Origin of the sequence: Acidovorax sp. JHL-3, assembly GCF_000526295.1 — a bacterium.
Lineage (GTDB): Bacteria > Pseudomonadota > Gammaproteobacteria > Burkholderiales > Burkholderiaceae_C > Acidovorax > Acidovorax defluvii.
The window spans coordinates 339,465-357,389 of sequence record NZ_JAFU01000001.1; the positions used below are offsets into that span (position 1 = coordinate 339,465).

14 protein-coding genes are annotated in these 17,925 nt (G+C 63.7%); 7 read left to right on the forward strand and 7 right to left on the reverse strand.

Annotation, left to right across the window (positions count from 1 at the left end):
* Window positions 1-248 precede the first annotated feature (248 nt).
* Window positions 249-497 (forward strand): hypothetical protein, encoded by a 249-nt coding sequence (locus tag K226_RS0101565; RefSeq protein ID WP_024813121.1) that lies wholly within the window; start codon window positions 249-251, stop codon window positions 495-497.
* A 139-nt stretch (window positions 498-636) separates the two neighbouring features.
* On the opposite strand, the gene htpG is transcribed toward K226_RS0101565, so the two are convergent.
* The 7 genes from htpG to K226_RS0101600 form a co-directional block, all read right to left on the reverse strand.
* Window positions 637-2,610 carry a molecular chaperone HtpG gene (htpG, locus tag K226_RS0101570; RefSeq protein ID WP_024813122.1) on the reverse strand — a complete coding sequence of 658 codons (1,974 nt, stop codon included), beginning with the start codon at window positions 2,608-2,610 and terminating at the stop codon, window positions 637-639.
* Window positions 2,611-2,792: 182 nt separating this feature from the next.
* Window positions 2,793-3,728: an exopolyphosphatase gene (locus tag K226_RS0101575; RefSeq protein WP_024813123.1), complete on the reverse strand. Its 936-nt coding sequence runs from the start codon at window positions 3,726-3,728 to the stop codon at window positions 2,793-2,795.
* A gap of 157 nt (window positions 3,729-3,885) precedes the next feature.
* Entirely contained in the window at window positions 3,886-4,713 is an 828-nt protein-coding gene (locus K226_RS0101580; RefSeq protein WP_035241227.1) for a pseudouridine synthase, read from the reverse strand.
* Window positions 4,714-5,088: 375 nt separating this feature from the next.
* Window positions 5,089-7,389 (reverse strand): bifunctional diguanylate cyclase/phosphodiesterase, encoded by a 2,301-nt coding sequence (locus K226_RS0101585; protein WP_051463501.1) that lies wholly within the window; start codon window positions 7,387-7,389, stop codon window positions 5,089-5,091.
* A gap of 44 nt (window positions 7,390-7,433) precedes the next feature.
* Window positions 7,434-8,033, reverse strand: coding sequence for a methylamine utilization protein (locus K226_RS0101590; RefSeq protein ID WP_155886524.1), 600 nt, complete (start codon window positions 8,031-8,033; stop codon window positions 7,434-7,436).
* A gap of 80 nt (window positions 8,034-8,113) precedes the next feature.
* Window positions 8,114-9,007 (reverse strand): DUF4394 domain-containing protein, encoded by an 894-nt coding sequence (locus tag K226_RS0101595; RefSeq protein WP_024813127.1) that lies wholly within the window; start codon window positions 9,005-9,007, stop codon window positions 8,114-8,116.
* Between the two features lie 258 nt (window positions 9,008-9,265).
* Complete coding sequence (locus K226_RS0101600) at window positions 9,266-9,988, reverse strand: Crp/Fnr family transcriptional regulator (RefSeq protein WP_024813128.1); 723 nt, start codon at window positions 9,986-9,988, stop codon at window positions 9,266-9,268.
* Window positions 9,989-10,213: 225 nt separating this feature from the next.
* Between K226_RS0101600 and K226_RS0101605 the strand changes: the two genes are divergently transcribed.
* The 6 genes from K226_RS0101605 to K226_RS0101630 all read left to right on the forward strand — a co-directional run bounded on the left by K226_RS0101605 (window position 10,214) and on the right by K226_RS0101630 (window position 17,903).
* Window positions 10,214-11,317 (forward strand): ABC transporter substrate-binding protein, encoded by a 1,104-nt coding sequence (locus K226_RS0101605; protein ID WP_024813129.1) that lies wholly within the window; start codon window positions 10,214-10,216, stop codon window positions 11,315-11,317.
* Window positions 11,318-11,480: 163 nt separating this feature from the next.
* The gene (locus K226_RS0101610; protein ID WP_024813130.1) at window positions 11,481-13,415 is read left to right on the forward strand and encodes a long-chain fatty acid--CoA ligase; all 1,935 of its coding nucleotides are present in this window, start codon (window positions 11,481-11,483) and stop codon (window positions 13,413-13,415) included.
* Window positions 13,416-13,433: 18 nt separating this feature from the next.
* Window positions 13,434-14,219, forward strand: coding sequence for an ABC transporter ATP-binding protein (locus tag K226_RS0101615; RefSeq protein WP_024813131.1), 786 nt, complete (start codon window positions 13,434-13,436; stop codon window positions 14,217-14,219).
* A 109-nt stretch (window positions 14,220-14,328) separates the two neighbouring features.
* The gene (locus K226_RS0101620; protein ID WP_024813132.1) at window positions 14,329-15,258 is read left to right on the forward strand and encodes a branched-chain amino acid ABC transporter permease; all 930 of its coding nucleotides are present in this window, start codon (window positions 14,329-14,331) and stop codon (window positions 15,256-15,258) included.
* Between the two features lie 117 nt (window positions 15,259-15,375).
* Window positions 15,376-16,452 carry a branched-chain amino acid ABC transporter permease gene (locus K226_RS0101625; protein WP_024813133.1) on the forward strand — a complete coding sequence of 359 codons (1,077 nt, stop codon included), beginning with the start codon at window positions 15,376-15,378 and terminating at the stop codon, window positions 16,450-16,452.
* A gap of 122 nt (window positions 16,453-16,574) precedes the next feature.
* The gene (locus K226_RS0101630; RefSeq protein WP_024813134.1) at window positions 16,575-17,903 is read left to right on the forward strand and encodes an ABC transporter substrate-binding protein; all 1,329 of its coding nucleotides are present in this window, start codon (window positions 16,575-16,577) and stop codon (window positions 17,901-17,903) included.
* Window positions 17,904-17,925: the final 22 nt, after the last annotated feature.

Genomic DNA, 17,925 nt, shown 5'->3' on the forward strand with positions numbered 1-17,925 from the left:
ATAATGGCGCGCTATAAAACGACAGCCCAGTCCGCGCGCCGCCTCTTTTGAATGGCCGTTGCGCCTGTGCGCCGGTTTCTCCCAAAAACCAGCCACCAAAGTTTCGCTCTGGCATGTGCGACTTTTTTCAGGTGTGCTCCGGGTTCCCCGCAGGGGGATGACAACCCAGGATCGATCCACCCGGCCCTCCCCGAGGGCCATTTCACTTGCATTTTGATTGACGCCGCGCATGAGACCGGCCCCTTACCATGACCCATTCCCACACCAACACGACCGTTGGCAAATACCTTGTTTCCCCGCTGACCCGGCTGCTTGACGATGGCCGCTTCGCTGCGTCCGTGTCGATCCGCTCGGGCTCGGGCAGCGGCACGCACGACCGCGTGCTGCGCCTGGCTTCGGTGTTTGCCGACAACGCCGCCGCTGCGCACTACGCCACCAGCGAAGGCCTGCGCTGGATTCACCACCGCCACGCCCCTGCAAGCGCCTGCGCAGCCTGACCCCAAAACTCACTGCCGCAACCACTGCGGACCCCAGCAAAAAGCCCCGGTGATGTCGCCATCACCGGGGCTTTTTAACTATGATTTCAATAGCTGCCAGCGCTTATCAATAAAGGGCTAGAGCCGTTTTTTAATCAAATCAAACCAACAGGGCGTTCACCCGTTTCACATAAGCGGCCGGGTCTTCGGGCAGGCCACCTTCGGCCAGCAGGGCCTGGTCGAACAGGATGTGGGCCAGGTCGTGGAAGTGCGCGCTGCCATCGAGCTTTTTGACCAACGGGTGCTCGGCGTTCACCTCCAGCACGGGTTTGGATTCGGGCGCCTGCTGGCCAGCCTGCTTGAGCATGCGGGCGAGCTGGGTGCTCATGCCGTCGTCCTGCACCACCAGGCATGCGGGTGAATCGACCAGGCGGGTGGTCACGCGCACGTCCTCGGCCTTGTCCTTCAGCGCTTCTTTCAGCTTGGCCAGCACGGGTTTAAAGGCTTCGGCGGCTTCCTCGGCTGCCTTCTTCTCGGCCTCGTCCTGCAGCGTGCCCAGGTCCACTGCGCCCTTGGCCACGCTTTGCAACGGAGTACCGTCGAAGTCGTGCAGGTAGTTCAGCGCCCACTCGTCCACGCGGTCGGTCATCAAGAGGACTTCGATGCCCTTCTTCTTGAAGACTTCGAGCTGCGGGCTGTTCTTGGCAGCGGCCAGGGTGTCGGCGGTGATGTAGTAAATGGCCTCCTGGCCTTCCTTCATGCGCGCCTTGTAGTCGGCAAAACTCACCGTCACGGCGTCGCTGGTGGTGCTGGCGAAGCGCAGCAGCTTGGCCAGGCGCTCGCGGTTACCGAAGTCTTCGCCCAGGCCTTCTTTCAGCACGGCGCCGAACTCGCCGTAGAACGCGGTGTACTTGCCTTCCTTGGCCTTGTCGTCGGCGTCTACCACATCGGTCACACCATCAGCGTTGGCCGCGGTGTCGTGCTTGTCGTGCTTGGCCAAGTCTTCCAGCATGGAGAGCACGCGTTTGGTACTGCCCTCGCGGATGGCGCGCACGTCGCGGCTTTCCTGCAGCAGCTCGCGGCTCACGTTGAGCGGCAGGTCGCTCGAATCAATCACGCCCTTGACGAAGCGCAGGTAGCTGGGCATCAGCGCCTCGGCATCGTCCATGATGAACACGCGCTTGACGTAGAGCTTGATGCCCGCCTTCTTGTCGCGGTTCCACAGGTCAAACGGCGCCTTGGCGGGGATGTACAAGAGCTGCGTGTATTCAGTGTTGCCCTCGACGCGGTTGTGCGCCCAGGTCAACGGCGCCTCGTGGTCGTGGCTGATGGCCTTGTAGAACTCCTGGTACTGCTCGTCGGTGATGTCTTTCTTGGGGCGCGTCCACAGGGCGCTGGCCTTGTTCACCGTTTCCCATTCGCCGGTCTTGACCATGCCGCCGGGCTGGCGGCCACCGTTTTCGTCTCCGGGGTTGATGAGCTCGCCGTCTTTCCACTCTTCCTTTTCCATCAGGATGGGCAGGCTGATGTGGTCGGAGTATTTGGCGATGACCTGCTTGAGCTTCCAGGCGTTGAGGTATTCCTCTGCATCGTCGCGCAGGTGCAGGATGACGCTGGTGCCGCGCGCGGGGCGGGCGATGGTTTCCACCTCGAAATCGCCACTGCCGCCACTGGTCCAGCGCACGCCTTGCTCAGCCGGCAGGCCCGCGCGGCGCGATTCCACGGTGATCTTGTCGGCCACGATGAAGCCCGAGTAAAAACCCACGCCAAACTGGCCGATGAGCTGGGCATCCTGCTTCTGGTCGCCCGAGAGCTTGCCCATGAAGTCCTTGGTGCCGCTCTTGGCAATGGTCCCCAAGTGGTCGATGGCCTCCTGCTCGCTCATGCCGATGCCGTTGTCGGTGATGGTGAGCGTCTTGGCGGCCTTGTCGAAGGTGACGCGCACTTCCAGGTTGGGTGCGTCTTCGTACAGGGCGTTGTTGTTCAGCGCCTCGAAGCGCAGCTTGTCGCAGGCGTCCGACGCGTTGGAGACGAGCTCGCGCAGGAATATCTCCTGGTTGGAATACAGCGAATGGGTGACCAGGTGCAGCAGCTGGGCAACTTCGGCCTGAAACGACAGGGTTTGTTTGCTCATGGTGGTTTTTCTCGTGTTGGAATCAATGAAATATGCGTGGCAGGGCTTGAACCCGCCCCTGCCAATACCGGCAGGCGGCAGTTATGGGCGGGTTGCGGGGTTTCAAGGCCCTGCCCGCTCGAAGCCCTGGGGTGAAAGGCTCTCCGCGCACGGGAGAGCCGTATTGGCCGGACGAAAAAGGCTCAGCCAGCGGCCGTGATGCGCTGCACCAGGGCTTGCAGCACCTGATCGGCCTTGTCGTTGGGCACCTGGCAGTCGCCTGCGTCGGCATGCCCGTTGCCGCCAAACTCCAGCATCAGATTGCCCAGATGGGCATTGCTGCTGCGGTTCAGTATGGATTTTCCGGCTGCCAGCGCAGTGTTCTGCTTTTTCAAGCCCCACACCACCTGCACGGACACGGTGGCCTGCGGGAACAGCGCATACACCATGAAGCGGTTGGTCGCCCAGATGGTTTCTTCCTCGCGCATGTCCAGCACCACCAGCTTGTCGATGCAGATACCGCAATGCAGTATCTGCTCTCTGGCCTTGGTCGCGTGCTCTTTGTAGAGTGCCACGCGTTCCTGCACATCGGGCAGCGCCAGGATTTCGTCAATCGTATGGTCGCGGCAGTACTGGATGAGGTCCATCATCAGCGCGTAGTTGCTGATGCGAAACTCCTTGAAGCGGCCCAGGCCGGTGCGCGAATCCATGAGGTAGCTGAGCAGCACCCAGCCCTGGGGGCTGAGGATGTCCTCGCGGGTGTATTGGGCAGAATCCGCCTGGTCCACGGCAGCCATCATGTCGTCGGAAACCCGGGGGAAGGCCGCCTTGCCGCCGTAATGGTTGAAGATCACGCGCGCTGCCGATGGCGCGCTCGCATCGATGATGTGGTTGATATCGCGCCGTCCGGCGTTGCTGACGGTTTCGGACTCGTGGTGGTCAAACACCAGGTGCGCACCCGGCACAAAGGGCAGGTTGGCGGTGATGTCGCGGGCCGTGATGGCCACCTTGCCGTCCTGCATATCCTTGGGGTGGGCGAAGGCGATCTCGTCAATGAGCTGGAGTTCATGGAGCAGCACGGCACAAACCAGGCCGTCAAAGTCGCTGCGGGTGACCAGTCGGTATTTCACGTCGCTCACAAACCCTCCTTATTGTTCGATCAAAGGCACGATGGTAGTGGCTCCACCGGCACCCGCGTTGCCGCCAGCGTGCAAAAGACAGCCACTCCGCCGCCTTCCACCACGGGCTCGCGCCCTTTCGGCCACCCGGCGGGTGTCAATGACAGGCTGCGCCGGCTCAGAACCGCTCGTTGGGTGACAGGTAGCGCCACTGGCCGACCGGCAAATTGCCCAGCGTCACGCGGCCTATGCGGATGCGCTTGAGCCCCACCACCTTCAGACCCACCAGTTCGCACATGCGGCGGATCTGGCGTTTTTTGCCTTCCGTGAGCACAAAGCGCAACTGTTCGGGGTTTTGCCAATCGACCTTGGCGGGCTTGAGCGGCTCGCCGTCAAGGCTCAGACCGTGGCGCAGGCGCTCCAGCAATTGGGGTGGAAACACGGCCTGCACATTGGTGCTGACAGGGTCGCGCTCGTCAATTTCCTGCAGCGGCGCGGAGCGCTCAGACGGATGGCGTGGCAGCGCCTGGCCCGGGGCCTGGTAGACCACTCGCACCAGGTATTCCTTGTCCACGGTGGAGTCCTCGCCAATCAGCTGGCGCGCGACGCGTCCGTCCTGCGTGAGCACCAGCAGGCCAACCGAGTCAATATCGAGCCGCCCGGCCGGTGCCAGACCGCGCAACTGGGGCGGCGAGAAACGGTTGCGGCTGGGGTCATCGCGCCAGTGGGTGCGCGGGTTGATCAGCGCCACGGCAGGCGTGTGACCGTCCTCTGCCTGGCCGCTTACATAGCCCATGGGCTTGTGCAGCAAGATGGTGACGCGCTGGTCCTGAAAACCCTGCGCGACCTTGTCCACGTCGATGCGGTCGGTGGGCAGCACCTGCACGCCCATTTCCGCCACCTCGCCATTGACCTTGACCCAGCCCTGGGCAATCCAGTCGTCGGCCTCGCGCCGCGAGCACAGGCCCAGCTCGGCCATGCGCTTGTTCAAGCGCGATGTGGCCATGCCGGTTGCTCCGCCCGCACCGCCTGCAGCGCCTTTGCCAGCAGGCGGCGAGCGCACGGGCGCCTGGCGGACCGGCGCCACAAACCCGGCGGACGCCGTGCGGTAGTTGGGTGGCGCAGGGCCTCTTGCGGGCCGCGCCGGTGCGGGGCCCCGCGCGGGCGCGGCGGAAGCCCGGGGGCTGGCCTTGGCCGCCACGGCGGGAAGCCGCAACACCGGGCGGGCGGCGGGCGCAGCTGCGGCTGGATCACTCGGCTGGGAGACAGAAGCAGCGGCAGGGCCAGCTGGCGGACGGGAACGGGAAGAAGACATGGCGGGTATTTTCGCCTGTGGAGCCAGACGGTCCAATGAAAATCAGCCAGCGTTGCCAGAAACCGATCAGAGCGGTGAAGCTTCCCCCTGGCGGGCTTGCCAGGCCAGAAAGTCGTCGACCGGCAGGGGCCGCGCGATGTGGTAACCCTGCGCCTCATCGCACGCCAGGGTGCGCAGGCGCGCCAGAATGGCAGCGGTTTCCACGCCTTCGGCCACCACGGTGAGGCCCAGGTTGTGTGCCAGGTCGATGGTGGAGCGCACGATCATGGCGTCGTCCTCGCCTGCCTCCATGCCCATGACAAAGGATTTGTCGATCTTGAGCTCGTCCACCGGCAGGCGTTTGAGGTAGGCCAGCGACGAATAGCCGGTTCCAAAATCATCAATCGACAGCTTGAACCCCTGCTCCGACAGGCGGTTGAGCATGGCCTCGGCGCGCTGGGGGTCGTCCATGATGGCGCTTTCGGTGATCTCCAGGCAAAACGCGCTGGCCTGCACGCCGTGGCGGGCCAGAATGCCCGCCAGCCGGGTGCTGAGCTCGGGGTCCAGCAAATCCCGTGTGGACAGGTTGACCGACACGCGCAGCGGCAGGTGCCGCGCCTGGGGCGAAGCCAGCAAGCGGGCGACCTCTTCAAAGACCCACAGCGTGAGCTGGCGCACGAACCCCGTCTGCTCGGCGAACGGTATGAAATCCACGGGAGGAACCAACCCACGCTGCGGATGCTGCCAACGCACCAGGGCCTCGGCCGCCCGCCCCGGCTGGCCGTGCAGCGCGACCTTGGGCTGCAGGTACAGGCGCAGTTCTTTGCGCTCCACGGCACGGCGCAGCTCGGACAGCAACGACAGGGTTTGCGCGCTCGCCAGATCGAAGCCGGGGTCGTAGCGCAGCGCACCGCTGAGCTGGCGCTTGGCCGCATACATGGCAATCTCGGAACGGCTGAGCAGAGTGTCCGCGTCGTCGGCGTCCCCCGGCCAGCAGGCAATGCCAATGCCCGCGCTCAGATCGACGCTCTGGTCCTCGAACACCAGCGGCTCTTCCAACGAGCGGTGGATGCGGCGCGCCACCTCGTGGGCTGCCGAAGCATCTGCACCGTGCAGCAACACGGCAAACTCGTTGCCTCCCATGCGGGCCACCATGTCCTGCGCTGCGTCCACCTCTTCGCGCAGGCGATCGGCCACCGCCTGCAGCAGCCGGTCACCAAAGGCATAGCCGAGCACATCGTTCACATGCTTGAACCGATCCAGGTCCAGCGTCAGCACCGCCAGCGGCTGCGGCGCGCCCGGGCTGGCGCCAATGGCCGCCACCACGGTTGCACGAAAACGTTCGCGGTTGGGCAGGCCCGTGAGCCGGTCCCAATAGGCCAGCCGCCGGATCTCGCTTTGCTGCGCACCGATATCCACGCGCATCTTGTCAAAGGACCGCGCCAGGTTGCCGATCTCGTCCGCGCGATCCATGTGCTCCAGCGGCACGTCGTATTCGCCGCGCGAGAGCCGCCGCGTGGCGGCCAGGAGCGATCGCAGGGGGGTCGTCACACGCTGCGCCATCACGCCGTTGCCCACCGCGAACAGCAGCACACCGGCCACGGTGATGATGGCCAGCAACACCTGCAGCTGCCGATACGGCGCCACCACCTCGTCCACCGAGCGCAGCAGCAGCGCCTGAACCTCGCCTCCCACCGTCTCCAGCGGGCTGGCGCGCGCCAGCAAAATGCCGCGATCGGTATCGAGTTCGCCCGTGGGAATGCCATCGCGGCGCAGCAGTGCCAGCGGCTCGGCGGACAAGGTGCTCACCGGCACGGACAGGCCGCCATCTGCAGCCTTCACCAGCAAGGCCACATGCACCGACAGCAGCTGGCGCATTTCGTCGGCCAGGGACTGGCTGACGGGAAACCCCATCAGCACCCAGCCGATCACCACCGGCGCCCGCATGGGCACCATGACAAACTGGTAGGGCACGCCACCGATCACGGCCATGCGGCTGCCCTGCGGCTGGCTGGCCAGCAGCGGCGCCACCTGCCGCACAGCGGCCTGGAAATCGCGTGCGCCGCCGGATGCGCTGAGCGAACGCAGGTTCAATCGGGTGTCCAGCAGCGCCGTCACCTCGGCGCCGATCCGGCTGCCATGGTTCTCCAGCACCGACTGGATGGTTTCCTCGTCATCCGAGTTCACTGCCGAGCGGAACCCGTAGTCGGCCGCCAGCAAAGCCGAGCCCTGGCGCAGCTTCTCGGCATTCTGGTCGAGCAGCCGCCGCCAGACGTTTTCGTCGGTGTCGAGTTCGCGCGCGATCTGGCTGCGGGCGTTGCGGTCGATGGTGGCACGCACCACGGCAAAACCGGCGGCCTGCACGATCAGCAGCAGCAGCAGCGACATGCCCACCAGCCGCACGATCAGGCTGCGCCGCAGCACCGCCAGCTTCAAGGCTGCAACCCCTGCATGCGCACGGCGACGGCGGCGGCCCCGGTGACCGGCACGCTCAGCCCCTGGTCCAGTGCGGGCGCGCCGACGGGCAGGCGCGTGTGCCAGGTGCGCAGCCGGTAGCTGCCCGCCGGCACGTTGTCGATCTGCGCCTTGCCAGTGGCCGCAACGGTCTGTGCGTAATAGGGTGTGTCCACCACGAGAATCCAGCCGACCATCTGGTCATGGATATTGCAGCCCAGCACGACCACGCCAGGCCGGTCGAACAGCACGGGGTTGGCCGGTGTGCCGCTGTAGAGCTTGAGCTCGAACTTCTTGGCCGGCGAGAACGAATACACATGGTGGCGAACCGAGTCGTGGTTGGGAAACCGCACCTCGGAGCCTACCGGTACCACCAGCACTTCGGGCACAAACTGCTTTTTTTGCTGCGCCATCTCCAGCGCCGCCAGGGGGCGCACCTGGCGACGCGCTTGTGCCGACTCCAGAAACACCACGGCATCGACCACGGGTTTGCCGGCCGCGTCCAGCACCTCGATCTGCACGGTGGCGGCATGCGCCGTCCCGGCCTGGCCCCATGTCAGGCACAGCACACATGCCATGCCGCAGGCCGTGCCGAGCGCAGGCGGCATCCAGGCGCGCACCAAGCCAATGCGTCGCTCCAGCCACACCGCAAGCATGGTCATGGTTCGATCGCCACGCCAATCAGCGCGCTGCCGTCACCCACCTGGCCGAGATCGGTGGCACGGCCCGTGGCCAGGTCTACGCGGTGCAGGCGAGTGCGTGGCTCGGAAGCCGTGCGCACCGCGATCAGGGCCGTGTTGGCAACGTCAGAAATGTCAAAGGCCACATCGGTCAACGCCCCCAGGCCCAGCGCGCCGACGGTGCGCAGCTGGCCGGTGTTGGGCGAGACGACGGGCACCGCGCCCTCGAGCGAGCCCTGCATGACCAGGGCGCCCCGTGCGCGATCAATGGCGTAGTTGGTGGTGATCGTTTCATCGCGGGTGTTGTAGGTGTAGGCGGCCCCCGCAATGTCGGGCGCGCTGCCAAAGTTGACATCGCCCACCACGTAGCGCAACGCCCCATCGGGCTGCACTCCGTCGCGGGTGGCATCGCCGTCCACCATGGCACCGGTGTCCGGGTGCAGGCGCAGGTTGTGGCCGGAGGGCGTTACCACGCGAATGCGGTCCACCGTGGGGTTGAAATCGAAACCGATCACCGCGCCGTCCAAAGGCAGTGCCACAGTCACCGCACCCACCGGGCTCAGCACGCCGTTGGCACGATCCACCCGGTAAAGCTGCCCGGACCTGGACAGTGCATAGAGCACGCCACGCGCCACCCGAAAATCGATGCCGATCAGCGCATCGCCCGGGGCCAAGCCGGTGAGCGGCTTGCGCTCTATCACCCGGCTCGGCTGCGCTGCCTCCAAACGGAGCAGCTCGTGAGAGCCGGAGATGGCATAAACCACTTCCGGGCCCGTGCCAGCCTGCGGCTGGGCCAAGCCTGCGCATCCCGCCAACATCCACAGGGCGGCAAACCCCACCAGCAAGCGCTGCTTGCGACAAAACAGAGGCATCAGAAACTCCCACACATGTAACGGGTTTATACCCCACGCCGCTCACCACCGTGGTGGCGCAGCGCAACGTGCAATCTCAAAAATAATACTATTTTTATAGCGCGTAGCGCTTAACAGAAAAGGGCTAAAGCCATATTTAGCCCATAAGAAGAATGCGACAGACCCCGTCATGCGTGTGCGTCCGGCCCCCAACAGAATCGCCCTATTTGTAACAGTACCATGGCGCAAAAAGCGCCTGGACAGCAGGCCAAGGCCCTGTCAAACGTCTCTGCACTGAAAGATGCTGGACCGCAACGCAGAAAGCTCCAGCACCCGCAGCCCACCGTATTCAATGCGGATGGCCCCTTGCTGTTCGAGCGCAGCCAGGGCCTCGTTGACCCGCTGGCGCGACAGCCCCACCAGGTAAGCCAGCTCCTGCTGCGTGATGCGCAGCACCTCGCCCACATTGGGGTAAAGCACGGGGTTGAACAACGAGGCCAGGCTGCGTGCCACCCGCACATCGGGGTTGTTCAGCCGGTCGATCTCGCGCGCCGCAATGAACTGCCCCAGGCGTTCATTGAGCTGGTTCATCACAAAGCGGTTGAAGCCGATGGAGTGGTCGAGCAGCCAGTGAAAGGTGTCGATCGGCAGTCCCGCCACCACACTTTTGCGCAGGGCCTGGATGTTGTAGCGGTAGGGCTCGCGCTTGAGCGCGGTGCCCTCGCCAAACCAGCCGCCGGGAGGCACGCCAGTGAAAGTCATGGTCTGGCCCTGGGCGTTGTCGCTGCTCATCTTGAGCAGGCCCTCCACCACGCCAAACCAGTAAGTCACCGGCCGCCCGAGACGGCAGACATAGTCCCCCGCTTTCGCGTCGCCCACCAGCAAGGAGGCCACGGCGCGTTCACGTTCGGCGGGCTGCAACGGCATCAGCCAGGGAATGCCGCCCAGCTCGGCCTCGGTGGGCGGGCGACGGCGCTGGTGCAGGGACAGATCGTGGGTCATGCGCGATTCTTCGGGGCGATGGAGACTCGGGTTTTAGGGGAATACCACGAGCCGAATTGTCGTCATAAAGACAAAAAAATGCCAATCCTCGCCGGATGATGGCCCCGTTGGGAGCATCGCTCCCTGATTTCCAAGGACCTGCCGGTGAAACATCCCATCCGTTCGAGCACTTCGCAGGCCACAGGCCGCCCCGTTACCCATCTGGCCCGCCGCAAGCTACTGGCGATGGCCGCGACGCTGCCCTGGCTGGGGGCAGGCAGCGTGCGGGCACAGGAGGGTTCGATCAAGATCGCCCAGTCCACCGCGCTCAGCGGCCCGCTGGCCGACCTGGGCTCGGCCATGCACCAGGGCGCCACGGCAGCCTTTGCCGCCATCAACGCCAAGGGCGGAGTGCAAGGCCGCACCATCGAACTCGCCACACTCGACGATGCCTACGAAGTGCCCAAGGCACTGGCCAACGTCGAACGGTTTCTGGCCGACAGCAGCTACTTTGCCCTGTTCAACTGCATGGGCACCCCCATGATCGACGCGATGCTACCCAAGGTGATCGAGAGCGGCATCCCTTTCTTTGCGCCGTTCACAGGGGCCCAGCTGAGCCGCACCAAGACCGCCCGCAATGTTTTCAACATCCGGGCAAGCTATGCCGACGAGGCCGAAAAACTGGTGCAGCACCTGTCCACGATCGGCATCCAGCGCATTGGCATCGTTTACCAGAACAACTCGTTCGGCAAGGAGGTATTCGACTCGGCCCGGCAATCCATGAGCCGTCTCAAACTGCCGGAAGCCGCCGCCGTGACGGTTGAAAACAACGCCTCGGACGCAGGCGCTGCGGCGGCCAAGCTCGCAGAGGCCAACCCCGAAGCCGTCGTGATTGGCCTGGCGGGCAAGCCCACACTGGAGTTTGTGAAAGCGTTTCGAGCCCTCCGGCGCGGTGTAACGCTGTATGCACTGTCGGTCATGGGAACCCCTGCCACCGTGAAAGCGCTGGGAGCGGATGCGACGGGCATGGCAATTTCTCAGGTGGTGCCTCTGCCGTCGAACGTGGTCACACCGGTGGTGCGTGACTTCCAGGCGGCATGGAAAGCATCAGGCGCCACGGCAGAGCCTTCGCACCTGGCGCTGGAGGGCTACATCAACGCCCGTGTGTTTGCCGAGGCGCTGCAGCGCGCCGGGCGCAATCCAACGCGCGCCGCTTTTATCGACGCCACCTGGAACCTCAAAAAGTGGGATCTGGGTGGCTTCGAGATCAACGCCACCACACCCGACCGCAATGCATCGCGCTTTGTGGAACTGACGCTGGTGGGACGGGATGGGCGCTTCATCCGATAGCCCGTGGCAACGAGGGTTCAACCCAAGAGGACTTTCCCGTAAATTGTCGTCCGAAAGACATGACAACGTCAAAGTCAGTCCTAGCATGGAGTCCAAAGCGCTGCCACAAGGCCGCGCACCCGGCAGTCACCGGGCTGACACCTCATTAATATTAGGAACCGGAATGAAGACCACGTTCCCGCAACTGCTGCTCAAGCATGCTGCCGAGCGCCCCACGGCCCCGGCACTGCGCGAAAAAGAATACGGCATCTGGCAAACATGGACCTGGAAGGATGCCGCCCAGACCGTGCGCCATCTGGGCTGCGGTCTGCTCGCCCTGGGCTTCCAGCGCGGCCAGAACCTGGCCCTGGTGGGCGACAACCGCCCCCACCTCTATATGAGCATGGTGGCCGTGCAGAGCATTGGCGGCGTACCCATTCCGCTCTACCAGGATGCCGTGGCCTCTGAAATGGCCTTTGTGATGGAGGACGCCGAAGTCCAGTTCCTGTTCGCCGAGAACCAGGAACAGGTCGACAAACTGCTGGAAGTGCGCGAAACCGTGCCCGGCATGGCACACATCATTTACGACGATCCTCGCGGCCTGCGCAACTACGACCAGCCCGGCCTGATCAGCACCGAAAAACTCAAGGAACTGGGCGCCGAATGGGACCGCACCCACGCTGGCGCCTGGGATGCCCAGGTCGCCCGCAACCAGCCCGACGATGTGTCGGTGATCCTGTACACCTCGGGCACCACCGGCAAGCCCAAAGGCGTGTGCCAGACGCACGCCAGCTTCATCGGCTCTGCACAGGGCGGCGTCGAGGTGGACGGCCTGAACCCCAAAGACAACGTGATCTCCTACCTGCCGCCGGCCTGGGTGGGTGACCACCTGTTCTCGCTGGCCCAGTGGCTGGTGGCGGGCTTCACCATCAATTGCCCCGAGTCGGCCGCCACCATATCGATCGACCTGCGCGAAATTGGCCCCACCTATTACTTCGCGCCGCCGCGCGTGTTTGAAGGCATGCTGACCTCCGTCTCCATCCGCATGGAAGACGCAGCCCCCTTCAAGCGCTGGATGTATGCCAAGGCGATGGATCTGGCCCGGCGCGTGGGCTCTGACGTTCTGGACGGCAAGCCCGTGGGTTTCATGGACCGGCTGATGTACGCCTTGGGCGACGTCACCATCTACGGGCCGCTGCGCAACGTCATGGGCCTGTCGCGCATTCGCGTGGCCTACACGGCCGGCGCCGCCATCGGCCCCGATTTGTTCCGCTTCTTCCGCTCCATCGGCATCAACCTCAAGCAGCTGTATGGCCAGACCGAAACCTGCGCCTATGTGTGCATCCAGAAGAACGGCCAGGTCAAGCTCAACACCGTGGGCCAGGCCGCGCCCGGCATCGAGCTGAAAATCGCCGACAACGGCGAGGTGCTGGTCAAGGGCGTGTCGGTGCTCAAGGAGTACTACAAGCGCCCCGACGCCACGGCCGAGGTCATCGACGCCAATGGCTACTTCCACACGGGCGATGCCGGCGTGCTCGACCAGGACGGCCACCTGCGCATCATCGACCGCGCCAAAGACGTGGGCAAGCTCATTGGCGGCGCCATGTTCGCGCCCAACTACATCGAGAACAAGCTCAAGTTCTTCCCGCAGATCAAGGAAGCCGTGTGCTTTGGCCATGGCAAAGACCAGGTCTGTGCCTTCATCAACATCGACTACGAGGCCGTGGGCAACTGGGCCGAGCGCCAGGGCCTGCCTTACGGCGGCTACGTGGACCTGGCCTCCAAGCCCCAGGTGCTGCAGCTCATTGCCGAGTGCATCGGCCAGGTCAATGAAGGCCTGGCGGGCGAGCCCGGCATGTCCGACACGCAGGTGGCGCGCTTCCTGGTTCTGCACAAGGAACTCGACCCCGACGACGACGAACTGACCCGCACCCGCAAGGTGCGCCGCGGCTTCATCGCTCAGAAGTACGGCGTGCTGGTGGATGCGCTCTACGGCGGGCGCACCGAACAATTCATCGAAACCCAGGTCAAGTTCGAGGATGGCCGCACCGGCAGCGTCAGCGCCACGCTGCAGATCATCGACGCCAAGATCCATGCGCCTGCCAAGGTCAGTGCCTGAGACACCGGAAAGCACCCCATGACCCAGAAAAAGATTGGCGACGTCATCCTGGACGTCAAGAACATCAGCCTGCGCTTTGGCGGCGTGAAGGCCCTGACCGACATCTCGTTCAACGTGAAGGAGCATGAAATCCGCTCCATCATCGGCCCCAACGGGGCCGGCAAGAGCTCCATGCTCAACTGCATCAACGGCGTCTACACGCCCTCGGAGGGCTCCATCACCTTCCGTGGCAAAACGTTCGACCACATGAACAGCCGCCAGGTGGCCGAGATGGGTGTGGCTCGCACCTTTCAGAACCTGGCGCTGTTCAAGGGCATGAGCGTGATCGACAACATCATGTCGGGGCGCAACCTCAAGATCAAGAGCAACCTGTTCCTGCAGGCGCTGCGCTGGGGCCCGGCAGAGCGCGAGGAAATCGCGCACCGCGAGAAGGTCGAGCACATCATCGACTTCCTCGAAATCCAGGCCTTCCGCAAGACCCCCGTGGGCCAGTTGCCCTACGGCCTGCAAAAGCGCGTGGACCTGGGCCGGGCCCTGGCCATGGAGCCGCAGGTGCTGCTGCTTGATGAGCCCATGGCCGGCATGAACGTGGAAGAAAAGCAGGACATGTGCCGCTTCATCCTGGACGTGAACGACGAGTTTGGCACCACCATCGTGCTGATCGAGCACGACATGGGCGTGGTGATGGACATCTCCGACCGCGTGGTGGTGCTGGACTACGGCAAGAAGATTGGCGACGGCGCGCCACAGGAAGTCCGCGACAACGAAGACGTGATCCGCGCCTATCTTGGCACCAGCCACTGAAAGCCTATGACCCCCACGCTTGTCACTTCGTGTACTGCGCTGCCCCCCGAGAGGGCCTCGGTCGCCTTGGGGCGGCCCGGCGCCGACCGACTTTGAACGGAACAAACAAATGGCATTCTTTCTTGAAACACTGATTGGCGGCCTCATGGCCGGCATGCTCTATTCCCTGGTGGCCCTCGGCTTCGTGCTGATCTACAAGGCCTCGGGCGTTTTCAACTTCGCCCAGGGCGCCATGGTGCTGTTCGCAGCGCTGGCCATGGCCCGGTTTGCCGAGTGGATTCCCCAATGGACCGGCATCGACAACATGATCGTTGCCAACCTGCTGGCCTTCGTGATCGCGGGCATCTGCATGTTTGCAGTGGCCTGGCTCATTGAGCGCCTGGTGCTGCGCCACCTGGTCAACCAGGAAGGCGCCACGCTGCTCATGGCGACGCTGGGCATCACCTACTTTCTTGAAGGCCTGGGCCAGACGTTTTTTGGCAGCGACATCTACAAGATCGACGTCGGTATGCCCAAGGAGCCCGTGTTCCTGCTCGAATCGATGTTCGAGGGCGGTGTGCTGGTGAACAAGGAAGACGTGATCGCCGCCGGCATTGCGGCCGCGCTGGTGGTGATATTGAGCATCTTCTTCCAGAAGACCAAGACCGGCCGCGCCCTGCGCGCCGTGGCCGACGACCACCAGGCGGCGCAATCCATCGGCATTCCGCTCAACCGCATCTGGGTCATCGTCTGGTGTGTGGCGGGTGTCGTGGCCCTGGTGGCCGGGATGATCTGGGGCTCCAAGCTGGGTGTGCAGTTCTCGCTGACCACCGTGGCGCTGCGCGCCCTGCCGGTGGTGATTTTGGGCGGCCTGACCTCGGTGCCCGGCGCCATCATCGGCGGCCTGATCATCGGTGTAGGCGAGAAGCTCTCCGAGGTGTACCTGGGCCCGTTCGTGGGCGGTGGCATCGAAATCTGGTTTGCCTATGTGCTGGCCCTGGTGTTCCTGTTGTTCCGGCCCCAGGGTCTGTTTGGCGAAAAAATTATCGATCGTGTGTGAAACACACGATTCGCCCGAAGGGCGCTTCGCGCAGCGAAGAATGATTTTTCGGCGAAGGGCACGCAGTGCCCGCAGCCAAAAGATCATCGCCCTTGGTTGAAAGTTTAGGAGTAAATAATGTTCTACCGCGAAAACGGCCAGTTCAAGACCAGCTACCGGGCAGACCAGCAGGTCTTTCCGATCGCCCAGGACCGCATCGCCATTGCCCTGCTGCTAGCGGTGGCCTTCCTGGTGGTGCCCATGCTGGCCACCGATTATTTTTACCGCGCCATCCTGATTCCGCTGGTCATCATGTCGATGGCGGCCCTGGGCGTGAACATCCTTGTGGGCTACTGCGGGCAGATTTCGCTGGGCTCGGGTGCCTTCATGGCCGTGGGTGCTTACGGCGCCTTCAACTTCTTCGTGCGCTTTCCGGGCATGCCACTCATCCCCGCGCTGATCCTCGGCGGACTGTGCGCCACGTTCTTCGGCATCCTGTTCGGCCTGCCCAGCCTGCGCGTCAAGGGCCTCTACCTCGCGGTGGCCACGCTGGCCGCGCAGTTCTTCAGCGACTGGATGTTCCTGCGCATCAAGTGGTTCACCAACAATTCCGATTCGGGCTCGGTGTCGGTGAACAACCTGCAGGTCTTTGGCATACCCATCGACAGCGCCATGAGCAAGTACATCTTCTGCCTGGCGCTGCTGGTGGTGGTTGCCATGCTGGCAAAGAACCTGGTGCGCGGCGCCATCGGCCGTGAATGGATGGCCATTCGCGACATGGACGTGGCTGCTGCGGTGATCGGCATCCGCCCCATGTATGCCAAGCTCAGCGCGTTCGCGGTCAGCTCCTTCATTGTCGGCATGGCCGGTGCACTGTGGGCCTTCGTGCACCTGAGCTCGTGGGAGCCGGCAGCGTTTTCTGTCGAAATCTCGTTCCGCCTGCTGTTCATGGTGATCATCGGCGGCATGGGTTCCATCATGGGCGCGTTCTTTGGCGCTGCCTTCATCGTGGTACTGCCCATTTTCCTGAACCAGTTTCTCCCGGCACTGGCCTCAACGTTTGGATTTGACATTTCCACGGCGGCGGTGTCGCACGCCGAATTGATGATTTTTGGCGCCCTGATCGTCTGGTTCCTGATTGTCGAACCCCATGGACTGGCAAAGCTGTGGTCCATCGGCAAGCAGAAGATGCGCCTGTGGCCGTTCCCACACTGATACCCGCCACTGCAGGAAACCACTTACACGCAATTCCGGATACCGGCAGCCCTGATGGGCGCGTCCACTACCCATTTCGCATTTCCCCCGCGCTTCAATACTTTCATTCAAAGGAGACATCCATGAAGCTTTCGAAACTTGTGATTGCCGCAGCCGCCGTGGCCGCCTGTGCATCGTCGCTGAGCACCAGCGCTTTCGCACAGGCCAAGGAGCAGTTCTTCCCGCTCCTGTCCTACCGCACCGGCCCCTACGCGCCCAACGGCACGCCCTGGGCCAACGGCAAGCAGGACTACATCAAGATGATCAACGCCCGCGATGGCGGCATCAACGGAGTGAAGATCGCCTTTGAAGAGTGCGAAACCGGCTATGCGACCGACCGTGGTGTGGAATGCTACGAGCGCCTCAAGAGCCGCCCGGGCGTCGCCATGTTCGATCCGCAATCGACCGGTATCACCTTCGCCCTGACCGAAAAAGCCCCTGCCGACAAGATCCCGCTGATGACGCTGGGCTATGGCCTGTCGGTTTCGCAGGACGGCATGGCATTCAAGTGGAACTTCCCGCTGATGGGCAGCTATTGGACGGGCGCCGACATTTTGCTGCAGCACATTGGCAAGGGCCTGGGCGGCATGGACAAGCTCAAGGGCAAGAAAGTCACCCTCGTGTACCACGACAGTCCGTTCGGCAAAGAGCCCATCCCGCTGATGCAGGAACGCGCCAAGATGCACGGCTTCGAGCTGCAGATGCTGCCTGTGACTGCCCCTGGCGTCGAACAGAAGGCCACCTGGCTGCAGGTGCGCCAGAGCCGCCCCGACTACGTGCTGCTGTGGGGCTGGGGTGTGATGAACTCCACCGCCCTGAAGGAAGCCCAGGCGACGGGTTACCCACGCGAGAAGATGTATGGCGTGTGGTGGGCCGGTGCCGAACCCGATGTGCGCGACGTGGGCGAAGGTGCCAAGGGTTACCACGCACTGGCGCTCAATGGCTCGGGACAGCAGCCCAAGGTGATCCAGGACATCCTCAAGAACGTGCACGACAAGGGTCAGGGCACGGGTCCCAAGGACGAAGTGGGCTCGGTGCTGTACACCCGTGGCGTGATCATCCAGATGCTGAGCATCGAAGCCGTGCGCCGCGCGCAGGAACGCTTCGGCAAGGGCAAGGTCATGACCGGCGAACAAGTGCGCTGGGGCATGGAAAACCTGGCCCTCGACCAGAAGAAGCTGGACGCCCTGGGCTTCAACAACGTCATGCGCCCCATCTCCACCAGCTGCGCCGACCACATGGGTTCGACCTGGGCCCGGGTGCAAACCTGGGACGGAAAGAAGTGGGACGTTGGTGCCGACTGGTACCAGGCGGACGAGCAGATCCTCAAGCCCATGGTCAAGGCTGGCTCTGAGAAGTATCTGGCCGACAAGAAGATGACGCGCCGCGATGCGGCGGACTGCCAGAGCTAAGGACATCCCCCTGAGGCGCTGC